Annotated in this window: 17 protein-coding genes; 3 read left to right on the forward strand and 14 right to left on the reverse strand. The window is 70.6% G+C overall.

Annotation, left to right across the window (positions count from 1 at the left end; genetic code table 11):
- The first annotated feature begins 567 nt into the window (after nucleotides 1–567).
- The gene (locus tag VHA72_RS16380; RefSeq protein ID WP_325577138.1) at nucleotides 568–750 is read left to right on the forward strand and encodes a hypothetical protein; all 183 of its coding nucleotides are present in this window, start codon (nucleotides 568–570) and stop codon (nucleotides 748–750) included.
- Here the strand turns inward: VHA72_RS16380 and VHA72_RS16385 are convergent.
- Genes VHA72_RS16385 through VHA72_RS16400 form a run of 4 tightly spaced genes read right to left on the reverse strand, consistent with a single transcriptional unit; the run spans nucleotide 742 to nucleotide 11,419 of the window.
- A complete protein-coding gene (locus VHA72_RS16385; RefSeq protein ID WP_325577139.1) occupies nucleotides 742–2,973 on the reverse strand; it encodes a transglutaminase-like domain-containing protein in 2,232 nt (743 codons plus the stop codon). The genes VHA72_RS16380 and VHA72_RS16385 overlap by 9 nt on opposite strands.
- Complete coding sequence (locus VHA72_RS16390; protein WP_325577140.1) at nucleotides 2,970–4,244, reverse strand: DUF58 domain-containing protein; 1,275 nt, start codon at nucleotides 4,242–4,244, stop codon at nucleotides 2,970–2,972. Before VHA72_RS16390 ends, VHA72_RS16385 begins: the two co-directional genes overlap by 4 nt.
- Entirely contained in the window at nucleotides 4,244–5,212 is a 969-nt protein-coding gene (locus VHA72_RS16395; RefSeq protein WP_325577141.1) for an AAA family ATPase, read from the reverse strand. Before VHA72_RS16395 ends, VHA72_RS16390 begins: the two co-directional genes overlap by 1 nt.
- Nucleotides 5,213–5,233: 21 nt before the next feature.
- Nucleotides 5,234–11,419, reverse strand: coding sequence for an Ig-like domain-containing protein (locus tag VHA72_RS16400; protein WP_325577142.1), 6,186 nt, complete (start codon nucleotides 11,417–11,419; stop codon nucleotides 5,234–5,236).
- Nucleotides 11,420–11,487: 68 nt separating this feature from the next.
- Here VHA72_RS16400 and VHA72_RS16405 point away from each other — a divergent pair, with 68 nt between their 5' ends.
- Both VHA72_RS16405 and VHA72_RS16410 read left to right on the forward strand, forming a co-directional pair.
- Nucleotides 11,488–12,189 carry an FHA domain-containing protein gene (locus VHA72_RS16405; RefSeq protein ID WP_325577143.1) on the forward strand — a complete coding sequence of 234 codons (702 nt, stop codon included), beginning with the start codon at nucleotides 11,488–11,490 and terminating at the stop codon, nucleotides 12,187–12,189.
- A 29-nt stretch (nucleotides 12,190–12,218) separates the two neighbouring features.
- Entirely contained in the window at nucleotides 12,219–13,604 is a 1,386-nt protein-coding gene (locus tag VHA72_RS16410) for a serine/threonine-protein kinase (RefSeq protein ID WP_325577144.1), read from the forward strand.
- A gap of 105 nt (nucleotides 13,605–13,709) precedes the next feature.
- On the opposite strand, the gene VHA72_RS16415 is transcribed toward VHA72_RS16410, so the two are convergent.
- From VHA72_RS16415 to rpsH, 10 genes are all read right to left on the reverse strand, one after another.
- Entirely contained in the window at nucleotides 13,710–15,575 is a 1,866-nt protein-coding gene (locus tag VHA72_RS16415) for a hypothetical protein (protein WP_325577145.1), read from the reverse strand.
- 2 nt (nucleotides 15,576–15,577) lie between these two features.
- A complete protein-coding gene (gene map / locus VHA72_RS16420) occupies nucleotides 15,578–16,399 on the reverse strand; it encodes a type I methionyl aminopeptidase (RefSeq protein WP_414689810.1) in 822 nt (273 codons plus the stop codon).
- 191 nt (nucleotides 16,400–16,590) lie between these two features.
- Nucleotides 16,591–17,166, reverse strand: a complete 576-nt coding sequence (locus VHA72_RS16425) for an adenylate kinase (RefSeq protein WP_325577146.1) — start codon at nucleotides 17,164–17,166, stop codon at nucleotides 16,591–16,593.
- Nucleotides 17,166–18,470: a preprotein translocase subunit SecY gene (secY, locus tag VHA72_RS16430; RefSeq protein ID WP_325577147.1), complete on the reverse strand. Its 1,305-nt coding sequence runs from the start codon at nucleotides 18,468–18,470 to the stop codon at nucleotides 17,166–17,168. The genes VHA72_RS16425 and secY overlap by 1 nt, the downstream gene beginning before the upstream one ends.
- A 152-nt stretch (nucleotides 18,471–18,622) precedes the next feature.
- Nucleotides 18,623–19,063, reverse strand: coding sequence for a 50S ribosomal protein L15 (gene rplO / locus VHA72_RS16435; RefSeq protein WP_325577148.1), 441 nt, complete (start codon nucleotides 19,061–19,063; stop codon nucleotides 18,623–18,625).
- Nucleotide 19,064: 1 nt separating this feature from the next.
- Nucleotides 19,065–19,247: a 50S ribosomal protein L30 gene (rpmD, locus tag VHA72_RS16440; RefSeq protein ID WP_225282794.1), complete on the reverse strand. Its 183-nt coding sequence runs from the start codon at nucleotides 19,245–19,247 to the stop codon at nucleotides 19,065–19,067.
- Entirely contained in the window at nucleotides 19,247–19,861 is a 615-nt protein-coding gene (gene rpsE, locus VHA72_RS16445; protein WP_325577149.1) for a 30S ribosomal protein S5, read from the reverse strand. Before rpsE ends, rpmD begins: the two co-directional genes overlap by 1 nt.
- Nucleotides 19,862–19,893: 32 nt before the next feature.
- Entirely contained in the window at nucleotides 19,894–20,277 is a 384-nt protein-coding gene (gene rplR / locus VHA72_RS16450) for a 50S ribosomal protein L18 (protein WP_325577156.1), read from the reverse strand.
- Between the two features lie 2 nt (nucleotides 20,278–20,279).
- Nucleotides 20,280–20,819 (reverse strand): 50S ribosomal protein L6, encoded by a 540-nt coding sequence (gene rplF / locus VHA72_RS16455; protein WP_325577150.1) that lies wholly within the window; start codon nucleotides 20,817–20,819, stop codon nucleotides 20,280–20,282.
- Between the two features lie 20 nt (nucleotides 20,820–20,839).
- Nucleotides 20,840–21,247 (reverse strand): 30S ribosomal protein S8, encoded by a 408-nt coding sequence (rpsH, locus tag VHA72_RS16460; protein WP_325577152.1) that lies wholly within the window; start codon nucleotides 21,245–21,247, stop codon nucleotides 20,840–20,842.
- Nucleotides 21,248–21,314 lie beyond the last annotated feature (67 nt).

Genomic DNA, 21,314 nt, shown 5'->3' on the forward strand with positions numbered 1-21,314 from the left:
AACGCGTGTAGCCCAGCTCGTCGGCGACCTTCGCCAGGCTGAGGGAGGCCGCCACCGCGTCGGCGGAGGCCTGGTCGCTGCGGACGGGCACGAGATCGAGCACGGAGAGCTGCACGTCTGCTCTCAACCCGGTCGGTGGCCCGCTTGTTCCGGCCACTTGTCATCCACAGGGGCTGTTGGCGACGGCGTTCTCCACAGGTCCTACCGGGCTCGCTCGTGAGGGTCGGTGCTGTCGCGTTGACTTGAGCCATGTGGTCGTTCCTCGGCATCGCGCTCAGCTCGGCGCTCACGCTGGTGAGCCTGATGGTGACCCGGCGCGCGGCCACCGAGGTGGGCCGGAGACAAGGAAGGAGCGAGTCGTATGGGTTCGTCAGATGGGCGGCCGAGGTCGCGCTCTCCGACGCGGGTCACGCGCCGCCGTGCCGGTCTGCAGATCCTGGCGGCACTGGTCAGGTCGCCGATCATCGACGAGGCCGACGCCGGCCTTGCCTTCGCGATCGTCCGCGCGGTGACGCAGGAGGAAGAGGAGGAGTTACCCTCATGAAGTCGGACCGTGAGGAGGCAACGATGGGCGCACTGCGGTACATCCCGAGCATCAATCAGATCCTGGCCGGTCGCCTGACAGTCGAGCTCGGGGAGCGGCTGGGCCGCGAGGTGGAGGACGAGATCCGCGAGATTGCCGCGTGGCCGATCGAGAAGGCCTGGGACTACAAGCCATCCCGCCACCCGATCGAGGACCCGTCAGCCTGACCGGACCCGCTCTCGCGCAGGTGCTGCCTCGCCGGCCCATCGCTGTCGGAAGGTGACCAGGTTGACCGCGGCCTTGAACCGTGGCCACCAGCCGACGCCCCGGCTGAGCCGGGCCCGCTCCTCGTCCACCGCCTGCCAGTAGGCGGCGGCCTCCTCGTCGGCGGGTGGGACCGGCCCGAAGACCAGCGCGTCCGCGTCGCGGGCCAGCTCATGCCCGGCGGGTACGCCGAACAGGCCGGCCTGCTCGCGCCGCGTTGCCCCGTCGACCGGCAGGCGATGGCCGAGGTCGCGGGCATGGTCGATCAGCTCGCGCCACGCCCCGGCGACCCGGGCCGAGGCCCGTGGGGCGTTGCGCCGTCGCCGGCGTCGCAGCTCCTTCGCGCCGAGGATGGCCCCGATCACCAGGGCGACCAGCAGCAGCGGCGAGCCGACCGCGACCAGGGTCACGACCAGCCAGCCCGGCAGGTGGAAGCCGCCACCGCCGTGGTCGTGCTTGTCGCTGTTCTTGGCGCGCAGCTCCGTGTCGTTCGACTGGCCGGCGTCCGACGGCGGAGGCACCGGGGCAGGCGGCGGGACGACCGAACCGCTGAGCTGCTCCTGCTGCTGCGGCGGCTGGTCGGCGGGCTTGTCGTGCGACATGAAGTCGTCGGTGGGCAGCGTCCGCCAGGTGCCGTCGGCGGCCTCGACCTCCACCCAGGCGTGCACGTCGGCGCCCTTGACCACGCCCCCGGCCGGGACGATGGCGCCCATCACCACGCGGGCGGGGACGCCGACCCGGTTGGCCATCAGCGCCATGGTCGCGGCGTACTGTTCGTCGTCCCCGACCATGATCGGAGCGTTCACGAAGTCGTCGGAGAGCCGCTTCATGTAGTGCCCGGCGTGGTACATCCGCTCAGCCGCGCCGACGCCGTCGGAGTACTTGCCGTGGGTCTTGAGGTAGTCCGCGATCGCGAAGACACGCTGCATCGGTTCGGACGCGCCCGCCGACCACTGGGTCGCCTGGGTGTCGAGGAACGCCGCGGCGGTGCTGTTGTCGGTCAGGTCCGCGGACGGCGGCGTGTCCTTGGTCAGGGTGTCCTGGCCGAGCACGCCGGTGAAGTGGTAGCGGTCCCCCGGCGCCAGGCCGGTGGGCACGATCCCGGTGGAGGTGGCCAGGTCGTAGCGGAACGAATCGGCCTTGAGCGAGGGGTCGTCGTTGTCGAAGTGCATCGACTGGAGTGCGCCGACGGTCGGCAGCCAGACGCCGCCGTACCCCTGCCCGAGCGTGACGGTGACGTCCACCTTCTTCCCGACGGTCGGGTTCTCGATCGTGCTCGATACCCGCTGGAACGAGTCCGGCCCCGGCTGCGACGAGGCCGCCCAGACGGTGCCGTCGTAGTGGTCCAGCGCGGCGAAGCGCACCCTGGTGCCGGCCGGCACGCCGGTGATGGTGAAAAGAGTCTTGTCGTAGAGGTTGGTCGGGTCCGGCTGGCCGTGTTCGTCGACGTAGCGACGGAACGACGACAGCGGCGAGGCGTAGCGGCCGATGTCGAAGGGCGGTACGACGTGACTGCGCAGCACCACCCGTCCGCCGCCGGCGAACGCGTGCCCTGCCGGCAGCGCGACCGCGCCGGCGACGGCGAGCATGACCACGCCCGCGGCGCCGCGCCGGGCCACCGCCGCTCGGCTGCGTCCGACGTGCACCGCGCGGTCGTTCACCCGCAGTGCCACCCAGGCGATGGCCAGCGCCGCCATCACGGCACCGTCCAGCAGCAGTGACTGCGGGCGCGTGACACCGAGCAGAATCACCCCGGCCAGCAACGCCAGCGGCGCGAGCACCGGCAGCGCGGCCGGTCGCAGGCCGACCAGCAACCCGCCGACCAGGCCGGTGCCGAGCCCGAGCAACCACGGCAGCACCAGGAGCCGGCCGGTCCCGTCGACCGGCGGTAGCGTGGTGAGCAGGTCCTTCCAGCCCCGGATCGCCTCGTCGAGCAGGGTCACCGGCGCGAACGCACGGTGCAGGCACAGCGGCCCACCCACCAGCACGAACAGCACCAGCGCCATCAGGATCGGCGCCGCGATCGGCCAGCCCCTCCAGCGCGACGCCTCGGTCGCGGCCACCCCGAGCAGCAGCCCGAGCACCCCGACGACGAGGAACCACCAGCCGCTGAACGTCGGCGCCCACGCCAGCAGCGCCAGCCCACCCAGCAGCACCAGGAGGCCGAGGTCGCGCAGCCGGGTCACGTCAGGCTCCAGCGCAGCAGCGCGGCCAGGTCGTCGCGGCTGGGCAGATGCAGGATCGTCAGGTCGCCGGCCGCCGAGACGGTGCTGGTGATGCCGGGCTCGACCCGGATGGCGATGCGACGTACCTCCGGCTCGAAGGAGGACGCCGCCCGGCGGAACTTCTCCACGGTCGTCCCCACCCCACCGAGCAGGAACAGCAGGCTGGTGTCCGAAGCGGCCCGCGCCGCCGCCCGCGCGGCCGCGACCAGCCCATGCGACCCGAAGCCGGCCCGACACACCGTGTCGAGCGCGCGCTGCCCCTCGCCGGCGTGGTCGCCGCACACCACCGTGGTCTGGAACTCGTCCAGCAGCGCCCGTACGACGACCGAGGCGGTCACCTCCATCGCCGTCTCGAAGTCCTCGTCGCTCCCCCATGCCGCCCGGTCGTCGTCGACGACGAGGGTGGCGTGGCTGCGCCGGGTGTCGAGGTATTGCCGCACCAGCAGGCCGGCCCCGCTCGCGGTGCCGCCGAGCTTGGCCGAGGAGCGCCAGTGCACGTGCCGCAGGTCGTCGCCGGGGACGTACTCGCGCAGCGCATGGAAGGCCAGGTCCGCCTGGGAGACGCTCTCGGTGGAGACGCCCTCGAGATCGCGCAGCAGCCCGCCGCCGAGTGCCTCCAGCGGCACCATCGGCGGCCGCACCAGGATCTCCTGCACAGGGGTCCAGCGCAGGTCGCGCGAGGCCAGCCCGAGCGGGTCGCCGCGTCGGGTGGTCGCCGGACCGATGGCGATCACGCCGCGGCGCTGCGTGCGGATCGTGAACGTCTCCTCGTGCGTCTCCCCCGCCGCCAGCCCGGGCAGGTCATAGCGTTGCAGGCTCGCCCCGATCGGCAGGTCGAGCAGCAGCGAGCGCATCCGCGCCGCGGCCAGGTTGGTCACGGTGAGCGACGCGATCACGCTCCGCCCCGCGGTCACTCGGTCGGGATCGAGCAGCACCTCGACACGCACCCGGGTGCGACCGACCAGCCACGGCAATGCCAGCAGGAGTACGACGAGGGCAGCCACCCCGATGATCGCCAGCTCCGCCCAGTGCAGCAGCACACCGGCCAGGAGCACCACCACACCGGCGACGGCGAGCAGCCAGCCGGTCGGCCGGACCACGCCCAGCACCCGCGCAGCCGACCCGACCGCACGCGACGCGCCCGGAATCCGCACCCACTGCTCGGGCACCCGGAGCAGCCGGCCGCGCAGGGTGCGGGCGGCGGAGCGGAGGCTGGGCGGGCGAGAGGCCATCAGGCCACCCGGTCGGTGGGCGGCACCACCTGCTGCAGCAGCCGCTCGATGACCGACTCGATGCTGACGCCGCTGAACTGCGCCTCGGCGTCCAGCAGCAGCCGGTGGCACAGCACCGGCTCCGCCAGTGCCTTCACGTCGTCGGGCACCACGTGGTCGCGGCCATCCGCGGCCGCCCAGGTCTTGGCAACCCGGATCAGCGCCAGGCAGCCGCGTGCGGACAGCCCGAGCCGGACGTGCTGGGCCCGCCGCGACTCCTCGGCCAGCTCGGCGACGTAGGAGACGACCGCGGGGTCGACGTACACCTCGTCGGCCAGCTCGCTCATCTGCGCGATCGCGGTCGCGGTGATGACCGGCTTGACCAGCGCCGCCCGGTCGCGGACCTTCGCGTTCACCAACAGCTCGATGGTGGCCTGCCGGTCGGGATAGCCCATCGAGGTCTTCATCAGGAAGCGGTCGAGCTGTGCCTCGGGCAGCCGGTAGGTGCCGGCCTGCTCGATCGGGTTCTGGGTGGCGATGACCAGGAACGGCTGCCCCACCTCACGGGCCACGCCGTCGACGGTGACCCGGCCCTCCTCCATCACCTCCAGCAGCGCGGACTGGGTCTTGGGCGAGGCCCGGTTGATCTCGTCGGCCAGCACGATGGTGTGGAAGATCGGCCCGGGGTGGAACTCGAAGGTGCCCTTGTGCTGGTCGTAGACGGTCACGCCGGTGACGTCGCTGGGCAGCAGGTCGGGGGTGAACTGGATCCGGGCATGGCTGCCCTGCACCGAGTTGGCCAGCGCCCGCGCCAGCATCGTCTTGCCGGTGCCGGGGTAGTCCTCGAGCAGGATGTGGCCCTCGGAGAGCAGACAGGTGAGCGCGAGCCGCACGACATGACGCTTGCCGAGCACCGCCTGCTCGATGGCGTCGGTGAGCGTGTCGAACGTCTGGCGGAACCAGGCGGCCTGCTCGTGGGTGATGGTCACGTGATGCTCCTGTCGATGGTGCTAGTAGCCGGTGGTCGGCCAGTTCGTCGAGCCGGTCGCCGACTGCGAGCCCGCGGTGCAGGTCACGGACACCTGGCCATTCGGGTAGCCGTAGTACCAGGACGTGTCGGTCGTCCCGTTGCCGAGGTGCTGGGTAGAGAAGCCACCGTTGGCCGGATTGGTCGTGATCGTGCACGTCGCCGTGCTGTTGAAGTTCGCCAGGGTGACCTTGACGTGACCGCAGGTCGCATCGGTGCAGTTGCCGGCCGGCGGGCACGAGGCGTCGGTGCACTGCGAACCGCGGGACACGGCGACGGTCGGCGGCGGTGGCGCCTGCGTGGTCACCGACGGCCCGGTCTTGCTGCCCGACCCGCGCCCGCTCTGCGAGATCGTCACCGTGGGCGTCTCGGTCGCCGAGTAGCCGATGTCGCGCGGCGCGAGGGCGAAGGTCTGCACGTCGACATTGCTGGTCGTCCAGGTGGCGAGGTTGCCCCGGTTCGAGGTCAGCCGGACCGTCGCGCCGGTCTTGCCGTTGCTGTCGACGGTGACGTTCCAGCCGACATCGGTGCCGCTGCCTGTCCTGGTGATGCTCAGGATGTCGCTGTCGCTCAGCGGGCCATAGGACGTGACCGACTGGGTCGATGACTTGCTGCACTGGTCGTTCTCGTTGCAGACCTCGAGGTGGAAGTCGTAGGCCTGGTCGTTGTCCGGTGTGCTCTCGGTCAGCGGACCGCTCGCATTGCTCGGGGTGTCGATCAGCTGGCTGCCACGGTAGACCTTCAGCGTCGTGACGCCGCCGTGCGACGCCGGCACGGTGTACTGGTCGATCCGCACCTCGTTGTTGTTGCCGGTCGGCGAGATGCGCCACGAGCCCCACGCCGCCGGGATGCCAACCGCCTTCCAGCTCGAGGGCGCGCCGGTCGCGGTGCGAGGCTGGCCGCCGGGCACGTTGCCGTTGAGTCCCGGCGTCATCGCCTCGACCTTGAAGGAGTACGTCGTACCGTCGTAGGCGATGCTCGAGAAGGTGCACGAGGTCCCGGTGATGCCCTGGGGGTCCTGGGTGCACGCCCCGCCGTCGGCCGCCGGCGAGGCGATCACCCGGTAGCGAACCGGACCGGGGCCGTTGGCGTCGACCGGGTCCCAGCTCACCTTCACGACGGCGTTGGAGTTGGCCGACGGCGTGGTGGTGATGACCGGCGCCCCGGGCGCGGCCGGCGTACCGACCGACTGGTACGGCGCGGACTGCGCCGGCTGGCTCGTCCAGCCCTTCGCGTTGGCCGCCACGATGGTGAACTGGTAGGTGTCGTCGTTGTTCAGCCCCGAGACCGTCGCGCTGGTCTTCGTGGTGGTGATCGGGGTGCCGCCCGGATAGGTGACCGTGTAGGTGATCGCCGAGGTGCGGTTGTGGTTGCTCGGCGGCTGCCAGCGCAGGCTGACCGAACCGTCACCGACAGCGGTCTCGGCGATCCCGGTGACCGGGTAGGGCACCGCGTCGGGGTTGGCGGTGGCCGAGGACGCGCTCCAGTCCGAGGGCCCGACGGCGTTGATCGCGCGCACCTGGAAGGTGTAGTCGGTGCCGTTCGTCAGCCCGGTGACGGTGCAGCTGGTGCTCGGGCAGGTGGTGGTCGGCGCGCCGTGGTCGCCGCGCACCTCGTAGGACGTGATCGGCGAGCCGTTGGCCGCCGGCGCATTCCACGACAGCTGGACCTCGCCGTCACGGATGTCCTTGCCCGGGACCGGCGCACTCGGGGCGTCGGGCGGCGCGAGCAGGGTCAGGTCCAGGGTGCTCTCGACGGTGCGGTTGGGCGGCGGATTGCCGGCCACGTCCGACATCACCACCCGGAACCGCGCCTGACCGTTGACCTTCGGGCCCGCCGCCAGGGTCAGCGCGGAGCCCTTCGCGGACGCCTTGACGTCCAGCGAGGTCAGCTGGCTGACCGAGACGATCTGCGGCTGCGGCACGGGCACCCCGGCATGCAGGTACGGCGCCAGGTCGATGGTGCGGGTCTCGCCGGCCTTGAGGTCGGCGATCGAGATCGGCGACAGGGTCGGCGGTGGCACCGCGACGACGGTGATGGGCAGGTAGCCGGGGTCGCTGCCGTCGGCGGTCAACTGCAGGGTCGCCGACGTGCCGGGCGTGGCGCCGGCGTCCGCGGCCACGCTCACCTGCGACCCCCGGGCATTCACGATGGCCAGCCCGCTCGCGGAGGTCTTCCAGTCCGCGGCGTAGCTCAGCGACTGCCCCGGTGTCGCGGTCCACACGTGGCAGATCGCGCCCACGTCGAGCATGATCGTCTGCCCCTGGGCGACCGGGATCGGGTCGGACGGGCAGCGCAGCACCGGCTTGGTGCTGCCCACCTGCACCGGCACGGTCAGGATCGCCGTCACCGACCCGGTGGTTACCTCGAAGCTCACCGATCCGGGGCCCTGATAGCCGCTGGCGGCGTGCACAGTGAACGAGCCGTTCCCGGTGATGCTCGCGCTCAGGTCGCCGGCGGGTGCCGCCCAGATCTGGTTCTTCAGCGTGAAGGACACCAGGCCCCCGGCGGGATTGACGACGTAGTCGGCGAGCTTCTCGCTGGCGGTCGCGCCGGGGTCGAGCTTGATCAGCCCGTCGGAGCGCACGTAGGGCGTCGCGTCGCCCTTCGGCGGCACGTAGAGCTCGGCGGTGGCCGCTCCCCCGTCGGCGTCGGTGACCACGAACGGCACCACCATCGGCCGGGTGGCTCGGTCGACGGTGACGGTTCCGCCGGAGACCTCCTCGGCGATGCCGGCGGGCACCTGCACGCTGCTCACCTTGAGCGCGGAGGTCGGGCCGTCGGGGTCGTAGGCACCCTTGAGCACGTTCACGCTGACCCGTTCGGCGTTCGCCCCGCCCGTCGGGTCGGTGCCGTAGGCGTCGAAGACCACCGGCGGGTTGTTGTAGCCCTCCTGGGTCCGCAGCGTGACGGTCGCCTGGGAGCTGGCCACGCCGTTGCTGATCGAATAGTTGACCTGCACCTCGCGGCCGTTGGCGGTCGGCGGCGCGGGAATCGTCATCTCGCCGGTGTCGGCATCGACGTGTACGCCCTTGGGCGCCGGCTTGACCAGCGAGACGGTGACCCGGTCGGCGGCGGCCACCTCGTCGTTGGCCAGTACGTCGACGGTCGCGGTCCGGCCCGGCGCCACCGTGATGGTGTCGTCGACCGCGACCGGAGGCGAGGGCACCACCGGTGGCACCACGCCCACGCGCACCGTGCCGGTCGCCGTACCGCCGTAGGGGTCGGCGACGGTGTAGCTGAACTCGTCGGTGCCGGCGCTGTCCGGGAATGCCTGGTAGACCAGCGAGTCGGCGCCGGCGCGCAGCACTCGGCCCAGCGTCGGCGCCGAGGTGATGCCGGTGAGCGTGACCGGGTCGCCGTCCGGGTCGAGCCCGGACCCGGGCAGCTGCAGCCGGACCTGGTCGCCGGCGACGACCCGGCCCTCGAGCACCGTCGGCTCCGGCGGCTGGTTGGGATGGTCGGCGGGCACCACCGTTACCTGGAGCAGGCCGGGCGCGGTCTGCCCGGCGGCGTTGGCGGCGACGTAGTGGACGGTGATCGTCTCGGTCTGGCTGACCTGTGCCGGCGCGTTGTAGCGCACCGTCTTGCCGCTGACGTACGCCGAGCCGGCCGGTCCGCTCTGGTCACTGGCGCCCTGCACCTGCAGCTGGCCGGCGGCCGTGCCGGAGCCGCCGACGTCGGAGACCAGGTGCAGCGGGTCGCCGTCGGGGCTGAAGTCGTTGTCGAGCACCGAGACCTGGGTGCCGCTGCCGGCGCGCACGGTGACCCGGTCGGTTTGGGTGACGGGCGTGTCGTCCTGCGGCGCCGGCCGCTGGGTGACGACGATGTCCCCCTGCACGCCCGAGCGGGTGCCGTCGCTGATCGTGTAGTGCACGACCTGCGGGTCGGGACTGATATCCGGTCGGGTCGCCGCCACCCGCACCCAGCGGCCGTCGACGACGGCCACGTCGAGCTGTCCGCTCGTGGTCGCGCTCGCACCCTGCACCACGAGCACCTGTCCGGAGGGGTCGACGTCGTTGGCCAGTACGTCGACCATCGCGGCGGACTGTCCGTAGACGGTCACGCTGTCGGGCATGGCGACCGGTGGCTTGGGCGGGTGGTCGGCCGCCCGCACGTCGACCCGGACCAGGCCGCGGGAGAACGGCGCGTTGCCGAACGCCGCGTCGTAGTTGAGGAAGTAGGTCTTGGCCTGGTCGGAGCGGAACGTGATGGTGCCGGCGGCCACGTCGGTGGCGACCGTGCCGCCGCCACTGGAGGTGACCTTGCCGGCGATCTTCAGCGAGGCATCGGGGGTGATCGGGTCCGAGCCCGGCAGGTCGTTGTCCAGCGGGTGGATGGTGATCGCCTTGCCGACCTGGCCGACGACCACGTCGGGCTCGGCGGTGGCCGGATGCGCCTGTCGGTCCGTCGGCGCCTGCACGTGCACCTGGATCTGCTCGGTGACCGGTGGCGCGATGCCGTCGGTGACGCCGTACTCGATCGTCACGTCGCCGCCCTTGGCGGGCGCGCTGAACCGGATCTCACCGGTGGAGGTGGGCCGGGCCGAGGCGCCCTGGGGGCCGCTGACCACCTTGGCGGAGGCCAGGCTGAGCGGGTCGCCGTCGGCATCGTCGCGCCAGTCCGGCAGCACCGGGATGGTCAGCACGCCGGCGGCCGGGACCACCCACTTCTGCGGCTGGTAGCCGGGCCGCAGCGCCGGCGGACCGTTCTGGCCGTCGCTGCGCGGGGTGACCGTCACGGTGGCGTGCGCCGAGACCCCCTGCCGACCGTCGTTGATGTAGTACTCGAACGTGGTGGTGGACGCCTTGGCCGGCATCGCGATCTCGACCGTCTGGCCGTCCGGGCTGACGGTGACGGCGGCGCCCGCGGGTCGGACGTCCTGCACCGCCGAGATGGACAGCAGTCGACCCGCCGGCGCCGAGTCGTTGTCCAGCGGGTGCAGTACCGTCGCCCGGCCCGGCCGGGCGCCGAACTGGTCGGGCTTCGCCCGTGGCGGGCTGCGGTCGCCCTGGCTCTGGGTCTGCTGTTGGTCGTTCTTCTTCTGCTGGACGATCTTCTTCTGGAACGACTCCCAGTCGTCGAGCCGGGTCGGCTGGTTGGAGTCGACGTTCCAGATCGCGCCGCTGGTAGCGTCGTTGAGCAGGATCTGGCCGCGATTGACCCGGAAGACCAGGTTGTTGGTCGTGCCCGGCCCGAGCTGGCCGACCTGCGCCGGATCGTGGCCGCACCGGGTGACGACGAGGCCGGCCGCGCCGCCCCAGGCGCCGTACTCGCACGCGCCCAGCCGCACCGGAGCCGCCGGCGACCCGGCCAGGTCGTGGGCCACCGTCTGCGTCCTCCCGCTGGCCAGGTCGACCTCGACCAGACTGTCGCCGTCCGCGACCAGGACCGAGGAGGCGTCCGGTCCGGGCTGCTGGAGTACGGCGTCGGCCGCCATCGTGGCGTGGCCGCCCCCGACGACCGTCAGGGTGGCGGCCGCCGGGTCGAGCAGCACCGCGCGGTCCCCGACCGCCGTCAGGGTGCTGCCGCGGCCCGGGCGGTGGGCCAGCTTCGTGGTGGTGCGGGTGAACCGCCCGCCGCTCGGGGTCAGCGTGGTGAGTCGGTCAGAGCCGGACGAGACGACGAAGACGCGGCCGCTGGTGCTGACCGCCAACGCCGCCCCGCCGCCCACGGTCGCGGTCGGCTTGGTCCCGTTGTCGAGCGCGTTGACCAGCGGATCGCCGGTATCGGTGTCGACCCGCATCGCCCAGACCTTGCCGGTCTGCGGGTCCAGTACGGCGAGGGTGCCGCCGTACATCTGGACCTGGCTGCCGGGCGCGACCTGGGCCGTCGAGCCGCTGGGCACGGCCACGGTGGCGGGGTCGATCGTGGAGATGGAGCCGCCGGCCGAGTCGACGCCGACCACCGCGGCGCCGTCCTGGACGATGTCGAGGCTGGCGTCGGTGCGGGCGAAGAGCGCGCCGTCGAGCTGGCCGATCGGCTTGTTGACCCGGCCGTAGTAGCCGAGCGTGGAGTTGGTCGCCCAGACGCCACCGTCGTTCAGCTCGGCCTTGTGGGTGTCGTAGCCCTCGGCACGCACCGCGAAGACCACGATCCCGGCGACGACGAGGGCCAGCGCGAGGTACGGCGCCAGCCACAGCCGACCGCGCACCCGAGGAATCCCCACGGAAGTCCTTCTACCGAGATCGGGACCGATCGAAACCTCCCAACTGCCGGATCGGACATGATGGTCGGGTGAGCGAGGAGGAGCCGCGGCTGATCACCGAGGTGCCTGCGCATATCCGCAACCAGTCCGCGCCGCCGCCGGCCCGACGCGAATCGGCCCCGACGCCGGGCGCGGAGCCGGACGAGCAGGCGGGCCAGGCGCCGCTCGAGCGCACCCGCGTCCGCGTGGCACGACCCAGCGACGACCACGACGGCTGGACGGTCGTCGCGGGCGCCGGCCAGCCCTCGGCGCTGCGTCAGCCGACCGGGGTGACGGTGCCCGCCGTACGCTGCCCGGCCGGGCACTTCACCCCACCCGAACAGCCGACCTGCCGCAGCTGCGGCGCCCCGGTGCCGCCCGGCCAGGAGCCGCTGCGGGTCCCGCGCCCACCGCTCGGCTCGCTGCTGCTGGCCGACGGTCAGCGGGTGCTGCTGGACCGGGGCGCGGTGCTCGGCCGCCGGCCGGCGCCCGTCCCCGACGGGGAGCCCTGGCCGCACCTGGTCGAGCTGCCCGCCGACCTGACCCACCTCTCCCGCAAGCACCTGCTCGTCGAGCTGGACGGCTGGCACGTGGTCGCCCGCGACCTCGGCTCCAGCGCCGGCACCACGCTGCGCTCCCCCGGCCGCGACCCGGTGCGGCTGCGCGCTCACGACCCGCACGTGCTCGAACCCGGCCAGTCCCTGGATCTGGCCGGCGACTTCCCCGTGACCTTCGTCCTCGCCACCAGTTGACCGCATCGCCCCTCTCGGAAAGGCCTCCGGTGACCCACCCGCAACTCCCCGGCTTCACGTTCGTCCAGCATCTCGGCACGGGCGGGTTCGCCGACGTACTCCTCTATGAGCAGGAGTGGCCGCGCCAGCGGGTGGCGGTGAAGGTGGTCCGCGCCGACCTGGTCCTCTCCGACCGGGAGAAGGAGCTGTTCCGCAGCGAGGCCGACGCGATGGCGCGGCTGGCCGACCACCCCTACATCGTCTCGGTGCTCACCGCCGGCCAGACCGAGGACGGGCGACCGTTCCTGGTGATGCGCTACTGCCCGCCGCCGGACCTGGGCGCACGGGTGCGGGCGACCCCGCTGGGCGTCGCCGAGGCGCTCTCCACCGGGGTCAAGCTGGCCAGCGCGGTCGAGACCGCACACCGCTCCGGCATCCTGCACCGCGACATCAAGCCGTCCAACGTGCTCGTCACCACCTACTCCGAGCCCGCACTGACCGACTTCGGGATCGCCGGGCTGGTGCACGAGGTCGACGCCGAGAGCGAGGTGCGGATGTCCTACCCGTGGGCTCCTCCGGAGCTCATCGAGGGACGCTCGCACGGCTCGGTCGCCTCCGACGTCTACTCCCTGGGCGCCACCATCTGGAACCTGCTGGTCGGTCGCTCCCCCTACGCGGCCCCGCACGGAGACAACTCCGACCGCGCCCTGGTGGCCCGGATCCTGCACTCGCCGCCGCCGGCCACGCAGCGGCCCGACGTACCCCCGGCGTTGGAGCGGCTGCTCCAGCAGTGCCTGGCCAAGGATCCCGCCCACCGGCCGCAGTCGGCGCTCGAGGTGGCGCGGTCGCTGCAGCGGATCGAGGCCGCGCTCGGCTACACCCGCACTCCGGTCGCGGTCGAGTCGACCCAGTCGTACGCCGCCCAGGAGGCCTCCGACGACGCCACCCGGGTCAAGCCGGTCAGCGTCGCCGCCGCCCAGCCGACCGGGGGAGCCCCGGTCGCGGTGCCGGCGCCCGCCCAGGTCCGCCACCGCGGTTGGCTGTGGAGCGGTGCCGCCGTACTCGTCGCGGCGGTGATCCTCGGCGCGCTGCTGATCCGCGGAGGCGGTGACAAGGGCAAGGGCGGCGAACCCACGACCGGGCCAACGACGCCGGGCTCGGCCATCACCGGTGCCGCGACGACGCCCCCGACGCCGCAGGTGACCGCCGCTGTCGCCGGCAAGCAGGTGCGGTTCCGCTGGACGGTGCCCGGCGGCGCCCAGCCGGGCGACACGTACGTCTGGCAGGAGACCAGCACCGGCCGCCAGGGCCGCACCGACACCACGTCGCTCAAGCTGCGTCACACCGGCCGGCTGTGTCTCCAGGTGACCCTGGTCCGCGCCGCAGCCGCCAGCACCGCCCAGTCGACCGCCTCATCGCCGGTCTGCGCGGGCTGACTCGGCCGCAATCGGCGCGGGCACGGCCCGGGGTAGTTCGGGGAGAAACGGTCTATTACTCGCGAGTATTACGACCGCTTCTCCCCGAACTACCCCAGGACGGGGCTAGCGCCCGCCGAAGGGGACGCCCAGCCGACCGAGCAGTCGACGCAGACGAGTCGACCGCTGGCGTGGCCTCTGCTCCGCCGCTTCCAGTCGCCTCCGCAGCCGGGCGCGGGTGGCGCGGAGCTTGGCGTTCTGCTTCTCCAGCTCCTCGATCCGCGCCGTCATCGACCTGATGACGGGGTCGTGCTGCCGCAGGCTCCGACCGATCTCGCCGATGTGAGCGAGTCTCTCCTCGGCAAGATGCGTCGCCGCCGCGAGCTGCCGCTCGAGGTCCTCAATCCGACCTCGCAGGGCGGCAACATCACGCGTGTAGCGTCGCTGAGTCGCGATCAGTGCCTCCTCGGCCGGCACCGACTCGACCGGAAGCGCCTCCCAGCGCAGGGAGTCACCGAGCTGGTCGCGTAAGACCTGGTGGGCCGCATCGAGGGCGGCCTCCTCGAGGTCGTATCCGGTGCGCGGCGGCCGCAGCACCCATCCGACGACTTCTCCTCGGGCGGCGCCGGCGAACTTCGCGAGAGACGCCGCTCGCAGCGTCACGACGCGGCGGGGCACGAAGCCCCACTCGAAGGGCAGCAACTCCGCCGGCAGGGCACGCTGCTCCACCTCGACGAGGCCGGCCAGTTCCTCGCGCTTCCAGGCGCTCTCGCCCAGCTCGGGCACGTAGATCAGCCGGCCGTCCGCATCGAGGCGCCGTGCGAAGGCGACCTGCGCCGCGGCCTGTTCGAGGGCGACCTCCTTCGGCTGCAGATTTGCCTCACCGTCACTGCCAAGGACGACGGTGACGTCGACGATCGGAAGAAGTGAATAGTCCGGCACCGCGACCGTATCGAGGCTGTGGAACGCCACTTGTCCCTCGAGTAGCCTCTCGAAGAGTGCCTGGCCGGCGTGGACCGGCTCGACGTAGCGCGCCCCGAGCAGCTCGTCCGGGACGACGAAGACATCGATCTCGACGTCTCGATCGATCATGCCGTAGGAGATGGCGGCGCTGCTGTTGAACGTCGCGAGCCGCTTCGGAGCCACACCGCTGATCAGGCCCTCCAGTTCGATCGGGTGACCCAACGGCCGGACCTCGACCAACGCCTCCAGCCTGTGCAGCTTCTCCGGCTGCTCATCACGATGCGGGATGTACACGACATCAGCACCGGGGTGCTGTCGCCGTACCAGATGTAACGCAAGTGACGTGAGCTCCACATCTCGGCCGGGGTCGCCGAGGAGCACGTGCAGAGGTGAACCTACGAAATACACAGCCGGGGAGGCCACCGCCTGCCCCAGCTCCAAGAGACCAGCAAGGACGCTCGGATCGACCGGTTCGAGGACGTCGATCGAACGCAGTTGTGTACTGAGCGGGTAGCGACTGTAGAACGTCGCCGGAAACGTTGAGAACGCCTGAAACGCACGCTCGAACTCCGCCGAGTGGACCTGCTGGAGCAGCTCCGGCACCAGGTTGCGGTTGCCGATGGGACTGGCAAACGTGCCGACGCCCTCGTCGACGAGGACGAGACCCTCGATCCGGTCGGCGTACCGCTCGACGAGGAACCACAGGAACGGCAGGTGGAATCCGCCGGACACGATCCTGATCGGCCGGTCACCCTCGCCCGCCAACAGTCGCTCGACGATCTCGAAGTCGTCCTGGAGCGAGCTCTCCTCCCCCGTCAGGACGAATCGTCCCGTCACCGGCTCCGGGGAGCCGAGCACCTCGCAGGTACGACGGATCCAGGGCATCGTCCGCGGCGACTGCGGCGCCTCTCGCGCCAGCAGATGGTCGAGCTCGAGGTTGTGCGCTCGGCAGTACTCCACGATGTGGATCACATGCAGCGCGGTGATCGCGAGGCCGATAGTGAGCGGCGATCGGCTCGGCTCGGCCATGGTCAACCGCGCCCGCCGAAGGGGACGCCCAGCCGACCGAGCATCTCCTCGCCACCGTCCAGCGCGGTGAGCACCCAGGTGCCGGTCGAGGTGACGGTCATGGTGTGTTCGAAGTGGGCGGCCCAGGAGCCGTCGGCGGTGATCACCGTCCACTCGTCGTCGAGGACGATCGACTCCTTGGTGCCGAGGGTGATCATCGGCTCGATCGCCAGGGCCAGGCCCTCGACGATCTTCGGGCCCTTGCCGGGGCGGCCGAAGTTGGGCACGTTCGGCGGCTGGTGCATGGCTGAGCCGATGCCGTGGCCGACGTAGTCCTCGAGGATGCCGTAACGGCCGTTGCGCTTGACGTAGCCCTCGATCGCATGCGAGATGTCGGTGACCCGACCGCCCAGCCGGGCGGCGGCGATGCCGCGCCACATCGCGGCCTCGGTGACCTCCATCAGGCGGGTCACCTCGGGCGACACCGTGCCCACCGCGACCGAGATCGCGGCGTCGCCGTGCCAACCCTCGACGATGGCACCGCAGTCGATCGAGATCAGGTCGCCCTCGGCGAGCACCCGGTCCCCCGGGATGCCGTGCACGACCTCGTCGTTGACCGAGGCGCAGATCGAGGCCGGGAAGTCCTGGTAGCCCAGGAACGACGGCGTCGCGCCGCGCGAGCGGATCGAGTCCTCGGCGATCGCGTCCAGCTCGGCGGTGGAGATGCCGGGCCGCACCGCGGCACGCAGCGTCTCCAGCGTCTGACCGACCACCAGCCCGGCCCGGCGCATCGCGTCGATCTGCTCGGGCGTCTTGATCTCAACGCCGCGGTCGCGCAGTCCCATCAGCGCTCCTGGACGCTCAGGGCGTGCGGGGCCAAGGCGGAGGAGCGAAGGCGGCCTTCAAGCGAAGACGACCGAGCGAGGCCACGTGCCGAGCTTGCTCGTGTACGTGTGCCGCGCGAGGGAGTCACGGCGCGGAGCGTCGTTGCGGGCCGTCGAGCGACGACAACGCAGGCAGCGTGCGTCATGAGCGTTCAGGACTCGGGTACGACGTCGAGCGCGGTGAATATCCGCTTCGTGACCTCATCGACCTCGCCGAGCCCGTCGATCTCGTGCACGAGCCCGCGCTGCTTGTAGACCTCGATCAGCGGCTGGGTCTGCTCCACGTACACCTCCTGGCGGCGACGGATCACCTCTTCGGTGTCGTCGGCGCGACCCTCGGTCTGGGCGCGCTGGAGCAGCCGCTGGACGATCTCGTCCTGGTCGACGGTCAGCACCACCACCGCGTCGAGCTGGTGGCCGGTGTGCCTGATCATCCCGTCGAGCTCCTCCACCTGCGACAGCGTGCGCGGGTAGCCGTCGAGCAGGAACCCGTGCTCGGCGTCGGGCTCGTCGATGCGGTTGCGGACCATCCGGTTGGTGACCTCGTCGGGCACGTACTCGCCGGCGTCCATGTAGCGCTTGGCCTCGACGCCCAGCGGCGTGCCCTGCGAGACGTTGGCGCGGAAGATGTCGCCGGTCGAGATCGCGGGGATCCCGAAGTGCTCGGCGATGAACTTCGCCTGCGTGCCCTTGCCCGCGCCCGGCGGACCCATGATCAACAACCTCATCAGCGGAGGAATCCTTCGTAGTTGCGCTGCTGCAGCTGGCTCTCGATCTGCTTCACGGTGTCGAGGGCGACGCCGACCATGATCAGGATCGAGGTGCCCCCGAACGGGAAGTTCTGGTTGGCGTTGATCAGCACGAGCGCGATCAGCGGGACGAGTGAGATCACGCCGAGGTAGAGCGAGCCGGGCAGTGTGATGCGGGACAGGACGTAGGACAGGTAGTCCTCGGTCGGCTTGCCCGCCCGGATCCCGGGGATGAAGCCGCCGTACTTCTTCATGTTGTCCGCCACCTCGGTCGTGTTGAAGGTGATCGAGACGTAGAAGTAGGTGAAGAAGACGATGAGCAGGAAGTACGCCGCCATGTAGATCGGGTGGTCGCCCTTGACGAAGTACGTCTCGATCCAGGAGACCCAGCCCGCGCTGCTGTTGGAGTTGAACTGCGCAGCCATGGCCGGCAGGTACAGCAGCGAACTGGCGAAGATGACGGGGATGACGCCGGCCTGGTTGACCTTGAGCGGGATGTACGTCGAGGATCCGCCGAACATCCGCCGTCCGACCATCCGCCGGGCATATTGCACCGGGATGCGGCGCTGGGCCTGCTCGATGAAGATGACGGCCGCGACCAGTGCCAGCCCGATGATCATGACGATGCCGAAGGTCCACCAGCCGCGCTCCTGCTTGACGGCCCACAGGGCGGAGGGGAACGTCGCCACGATCTGGGTGAAGATCAGGATCGACATGCCGTTGCCGATGCCGCGGTCGGTGATGAGCTCGCCGAGCCACATGATCACGGCGGTGCCGGCGGTCATGGTGACCACCATGACCAGGAAGGTCTTGGTCCCCTGCGAGTGCAGCAGCGGCTGGGAGCAGCCGGAGAGCAGCGCGCCCGAGCGGGCGAGCGCCACAATGCCGGTGGCCTGGAGCACGGCCAGGCCCAGCGTGAGGTAACGCGTGTACTGGGTGATCTTCGTTTGCCCGGACTGGCCTTCGTTCTTGAGAGCCTCCAGCCGCGGGATCACCACGACGAGCAACTGCAGGATGATGCTCGCGGTGATGTAGGGCATGATCCCGAGCGCGAAGATCGTCAGCTTCAGCAGCGCGCCACCGGAGAACAGGTTGACCAGGTTGTACAGACCCGCCCCCGACCCGCTCTTGGTCGCGTCGATGCACTCGCGCACGTTCGCGACATTCACCCCGGGAGCGGGGATCTGGGAACCCGCCCGGAAGATCACGATGATCAGCAGGACGAAGAGCAGCTTTCGTCGCAGATCCGGCGTGCGGAACGCGGAGGCGAAGGCGGCAAGCACGGCAAGTTCCTCTTTCGACAACCAGGTATGAGGCCTCTGCAGGGGGACCGCGAGAACCTCGGTGAGCCTAACAGGCCATACGACGACGCGAGCGCGGAAGGGGCTGTCTGGTGTGACTGCCCCTCACCGCGCTCGCGTCGACGACGTACCTCTTACAGGACGGTGACGGTCCCGCCGGCGGCCTCGATCTTCTCCTTGGCGGAGCCCGAGAACGCGTCGGCGCTGACCTCGACCTTCACGGTCAGGTCGCCCTGGCCGAGGACCTTGACCGGCTGGCCCTTGCGGACCGCGCCCTTGGCCACGAGGCTCTCGGGGGTGACGGCGCCACCCTCCGGGAACAGCTCGCTGATCTTGTCGAGGTTGACCACCTGGAACTCCACCTTGAAGGGGTTCTTGAAGCCCTTCAGCTTGGGGAGCCGCATGTGGATCGGCATCTGGCCACCCTCGAAGGCGACCGGAACCTGGTAGCGGGCCTTGGTGCCCTTGGTACCGCGGCCGGCGGTCTTGCCCTTCGAGCCCTCGCCACGACCCACGCGGGTCTTGGCGGTCTTGGCACCGGGGGCCGGGCTCAGGTTGTGCAGCTTGAGCGTCATGTCAGTCGACCTCCTCGACCGTCACCAGGTGACGGACGGTGTTGACCATGCCGCGGATCTCGGGGCGGTCCTCCTTGACGACCACGTCGTTGATCCGCTTGAGACCGAGCGTGCGCAGGGTCTCGCGCTGGTTCTTCTTCAGGCCCACGAGGCCCTTGTTCTGGGTCACCTTGAGCTGAGCCATCAGGCCGACACCCCCGCGGCGGCCGGAGCGACCTCGGCGCGCGCCTTGAGCAGCGCGGCCGGAGCGACCTCCTCGACCGAGAGCCCACGGCGGGCGGCCACGGACTCCGGCTGCTCGAGCTGCTGGAGGGCGGCCACGGTCGCGTGGACGATGTTGATCTGGTTGGACGAGCCGAGCGACTTGCTCAGTACGTCGTGGATCCCGGCGCACTCGAGCACGGCACGCACCGGGCCACCGGCGATGACACCCGTACCGGGGGCGGCCGGACGCAGCAGCACCACGCCGGCGGCCTTCTCGCCCTGGACCGGGTGCGGGATGGTGCCCTGGATGCGGGGGACGCGGAAGAAGTGCTTCTTCGCCTCCTCGACACCCTTGGCGATCGCCGCGGGAACTTCCTTCGCCTTGCCGTAGCCGACGCCGACCAGACCCTCACCGTCACCGACGATCACCAGGGCGGTGAAGCTGAAGCGACGACCACCCTTCACGACCTTGGCGACACGGTTGATCGCAACGACGCGCTCGATGTAGGCGGTCTTCTCGGCGCCCTGGTTGCCGCGACGGTCGTCGCGACCACGGCGCTCGCCACCGCGCTGTCCGCGCTGGGCTCCGCTCATGAGACTTTCCTCTACTCTCTCTGCTCTTGCGATCAGAAGGTCAGGCCGGCTTCGCGCGCGGCGTCAGCAAGCGCCGCGATGCGCCCGGTGTACTTGTTACCGGCGCGGTCGAAGACGACCGCCTCGATGCCCGCGGCCTTCGCGCGCGAGGCGACCAGCTCGCCGACCTGCTTGGCCTTGGCGGTCTTGTCACCGCCGCCCGCGCGCAGGTCGGCCTCCATGGTGGAGGCATAGGCGAGGGTCTTGCCGACCTGGTCGTCGACGAGCTGCACGGAGATGTGCTTGGCCGACTTGGTGACCACCAGGCGCGGACGCTCGGCAGTGCCGGCGACCTTCTTGCGGCCACGGACCTGGCGCTTGAGGCGCGCCTTGACCTTGGCAGCGGTGTGCTTGTTGTTCGACAGCGAGATCGCCATGGTCACTTACCAGCCTTTCCGACCTTGCGGCGGACGTTCTCGCCGGCGTAACGAACGCCCTTGCCCTTGTACGGCTCGGGCTTGCGCAGCTTGCGAATGTTGGCCGCGACCTCGCCGACCTGCTGCTTGTCGATGCCGGCGACACCGAACTTGGTCGGGCCCTCGACGGTGAAGGTGATGCCGTCGGGCGCCTTGAAGTTGATCGGGTGCGAGTAGCCGAGCTGGAACTCGAGCTCGGTTGGGCCCTTGGACAGCACGCGGTAGCCGACGCCGACGATCTCGAGCTTCTTCTCGTAGCCCTCGGTGACACCAATGACCATGTTGTTGACCAGCGTGCGGGTCAGGCCGTGGAGGGCCTTGCTCAGGCGCTCGTCGTCGGGGCGCTTGACGTCCAGGACGCCCTCACCCTTCTCCACGGTGATGGGGGCGGCGACGGTGTGGCTCAGGGTGCCCTTCGGGCCCTTGACGGTCACCACCGCGCCGTCGATCTGCACGTCCACGTTGCCCGGGACCGGGACGGGGAGCTTGCCAATACGCGACATGTTCTTCTCTCCTTCCCTGATCACCAGACGTAGGCGAGGACTTCCCCACCCACGCCCTTCTGGTTCGCCTGGCGGTCGGTCAGCAGGCCCTGGCTCGTCGAGATGATCGCGACGCCCAGGCCGCCGAGCACCTTCGGCAGGCCGGTGTGCTTGGCGTAGACCCGCAGGCCGGGCTTGCTGATGCGGCGGACGCCTGCGATCGAGCGCTCCCGGTTGCGGCCGTACTTGAGGGTGATCGTCAGCGTCTTGCCGACCTCGCCCTCGGCGGGGTCGATCACCTCGTACTTGGTGATGTAACCCTCCTGCTGGAGGATCTCCGCAACGCCGGCCTTCAGCTTGCTGTAAGGCATCGACACCGCGTCGTGGTACGCCTGGTTGGCGTTGCGCAGACGGGTCAGCATGTCTGCGATCGGGTCAGTCATCGTCATGGTGGTGGTGTTCCTTCTCGTCGTGGTTTCCTCGTCGGACCTGCGACGTCGTCGTTACCGGTGATTG

The sequence above is a fragment of the Nocardioides sp. genome, assembly GCF_035547795.1.
Lineage (GTDB): Bacteria > Actinomycetota > Actinomycetes > Propionibacteriales > Nocardioidaceae > Nocardioides.

What these genes read in the sequence shown, in the direction of transcription:
- VHA72_RS16380 (WP_325577138.1), top strand. Translation starts at nt 568, where the DNA reads ATGGGCGCACTGCGGTACATCCCGAGCATCAATCAGATCCTGGCCGGT.
- VHA72_RS16425 (WP_325577146.1), bottom strand. Translation starts at nt 17,166, where the DNA reads ATGAGGTTGTTGATCATGGGTCCGCCGGGCGCGGGCAAGGGCACGCAG.
- rplO (WP_325577148.1), bottom strand. Translation starts at nt 19,063, where the DNA reads ATGACGCTCAAGCTGCACAACCTGAGCCCGGCCCCCGGTGCCAAGACC.
- rplR (WP_325577156.1), bottom strand. Translation starts at nt 20,277, where the DNA reads ATGGCGATCTCGCTGTCGAACAACAAGCACACCGCTGCCAAGGTCAAG.
- map (WP_414689810.1), bottom strand. Translation starts at nt 16,399, where the DNA reads ATGGGACTGCGCGACCGCGGCGTTGAGATCAAGACGCCCGAGCAGATC.
- rplF (WP_325577150.1), bottom strand. Translation starts at nt 20,819, where the DNA reads ATGTCGCGTATTGGCAAGCTCCCCGTCCCGGTCCCGGGCAACGTGGAC.
- rpsH (WP_325577152.1), bottom strand. Translation starts at nt 21,247, where the DNA reads ATGACGATGACTGACCCGATCGCAGACATGCTGACCCGTCTGCGCAAC.
- VHA72_RS16390 (WP_325577140.1), bottom strand. Translation starts at nt 4,244, where the DNA reads ATGGCCTCTCGCCCGCCCAGCCTCCGCTCCGCCGCCCGCACCCTGCGC.
- rpmD (WP_225282794.1), bottom strand. Translation starts at nt 19,247, where the DNA reads ATGGCTCAGCTCAAGGTGACCCAGAACAAGGGCCTCGTGGGCCTGAAG.
- rpsE (WP_325577149.1), bottom strand. Translation starts at nt 19,861, where the DNA reads ATGAGCGGAGCCCAGCGCGGACAGCGCGGTGGCGAGCGCCGTGGTCGC.
- VHA72_RS16415 (WP_325577145.1), bottom strand. Translation starts at nt 15,575, where the DNA reads ATGGCCGAGCCGAGCCGATCGCCGCTCACTATCGGCCTCGCGATCACC.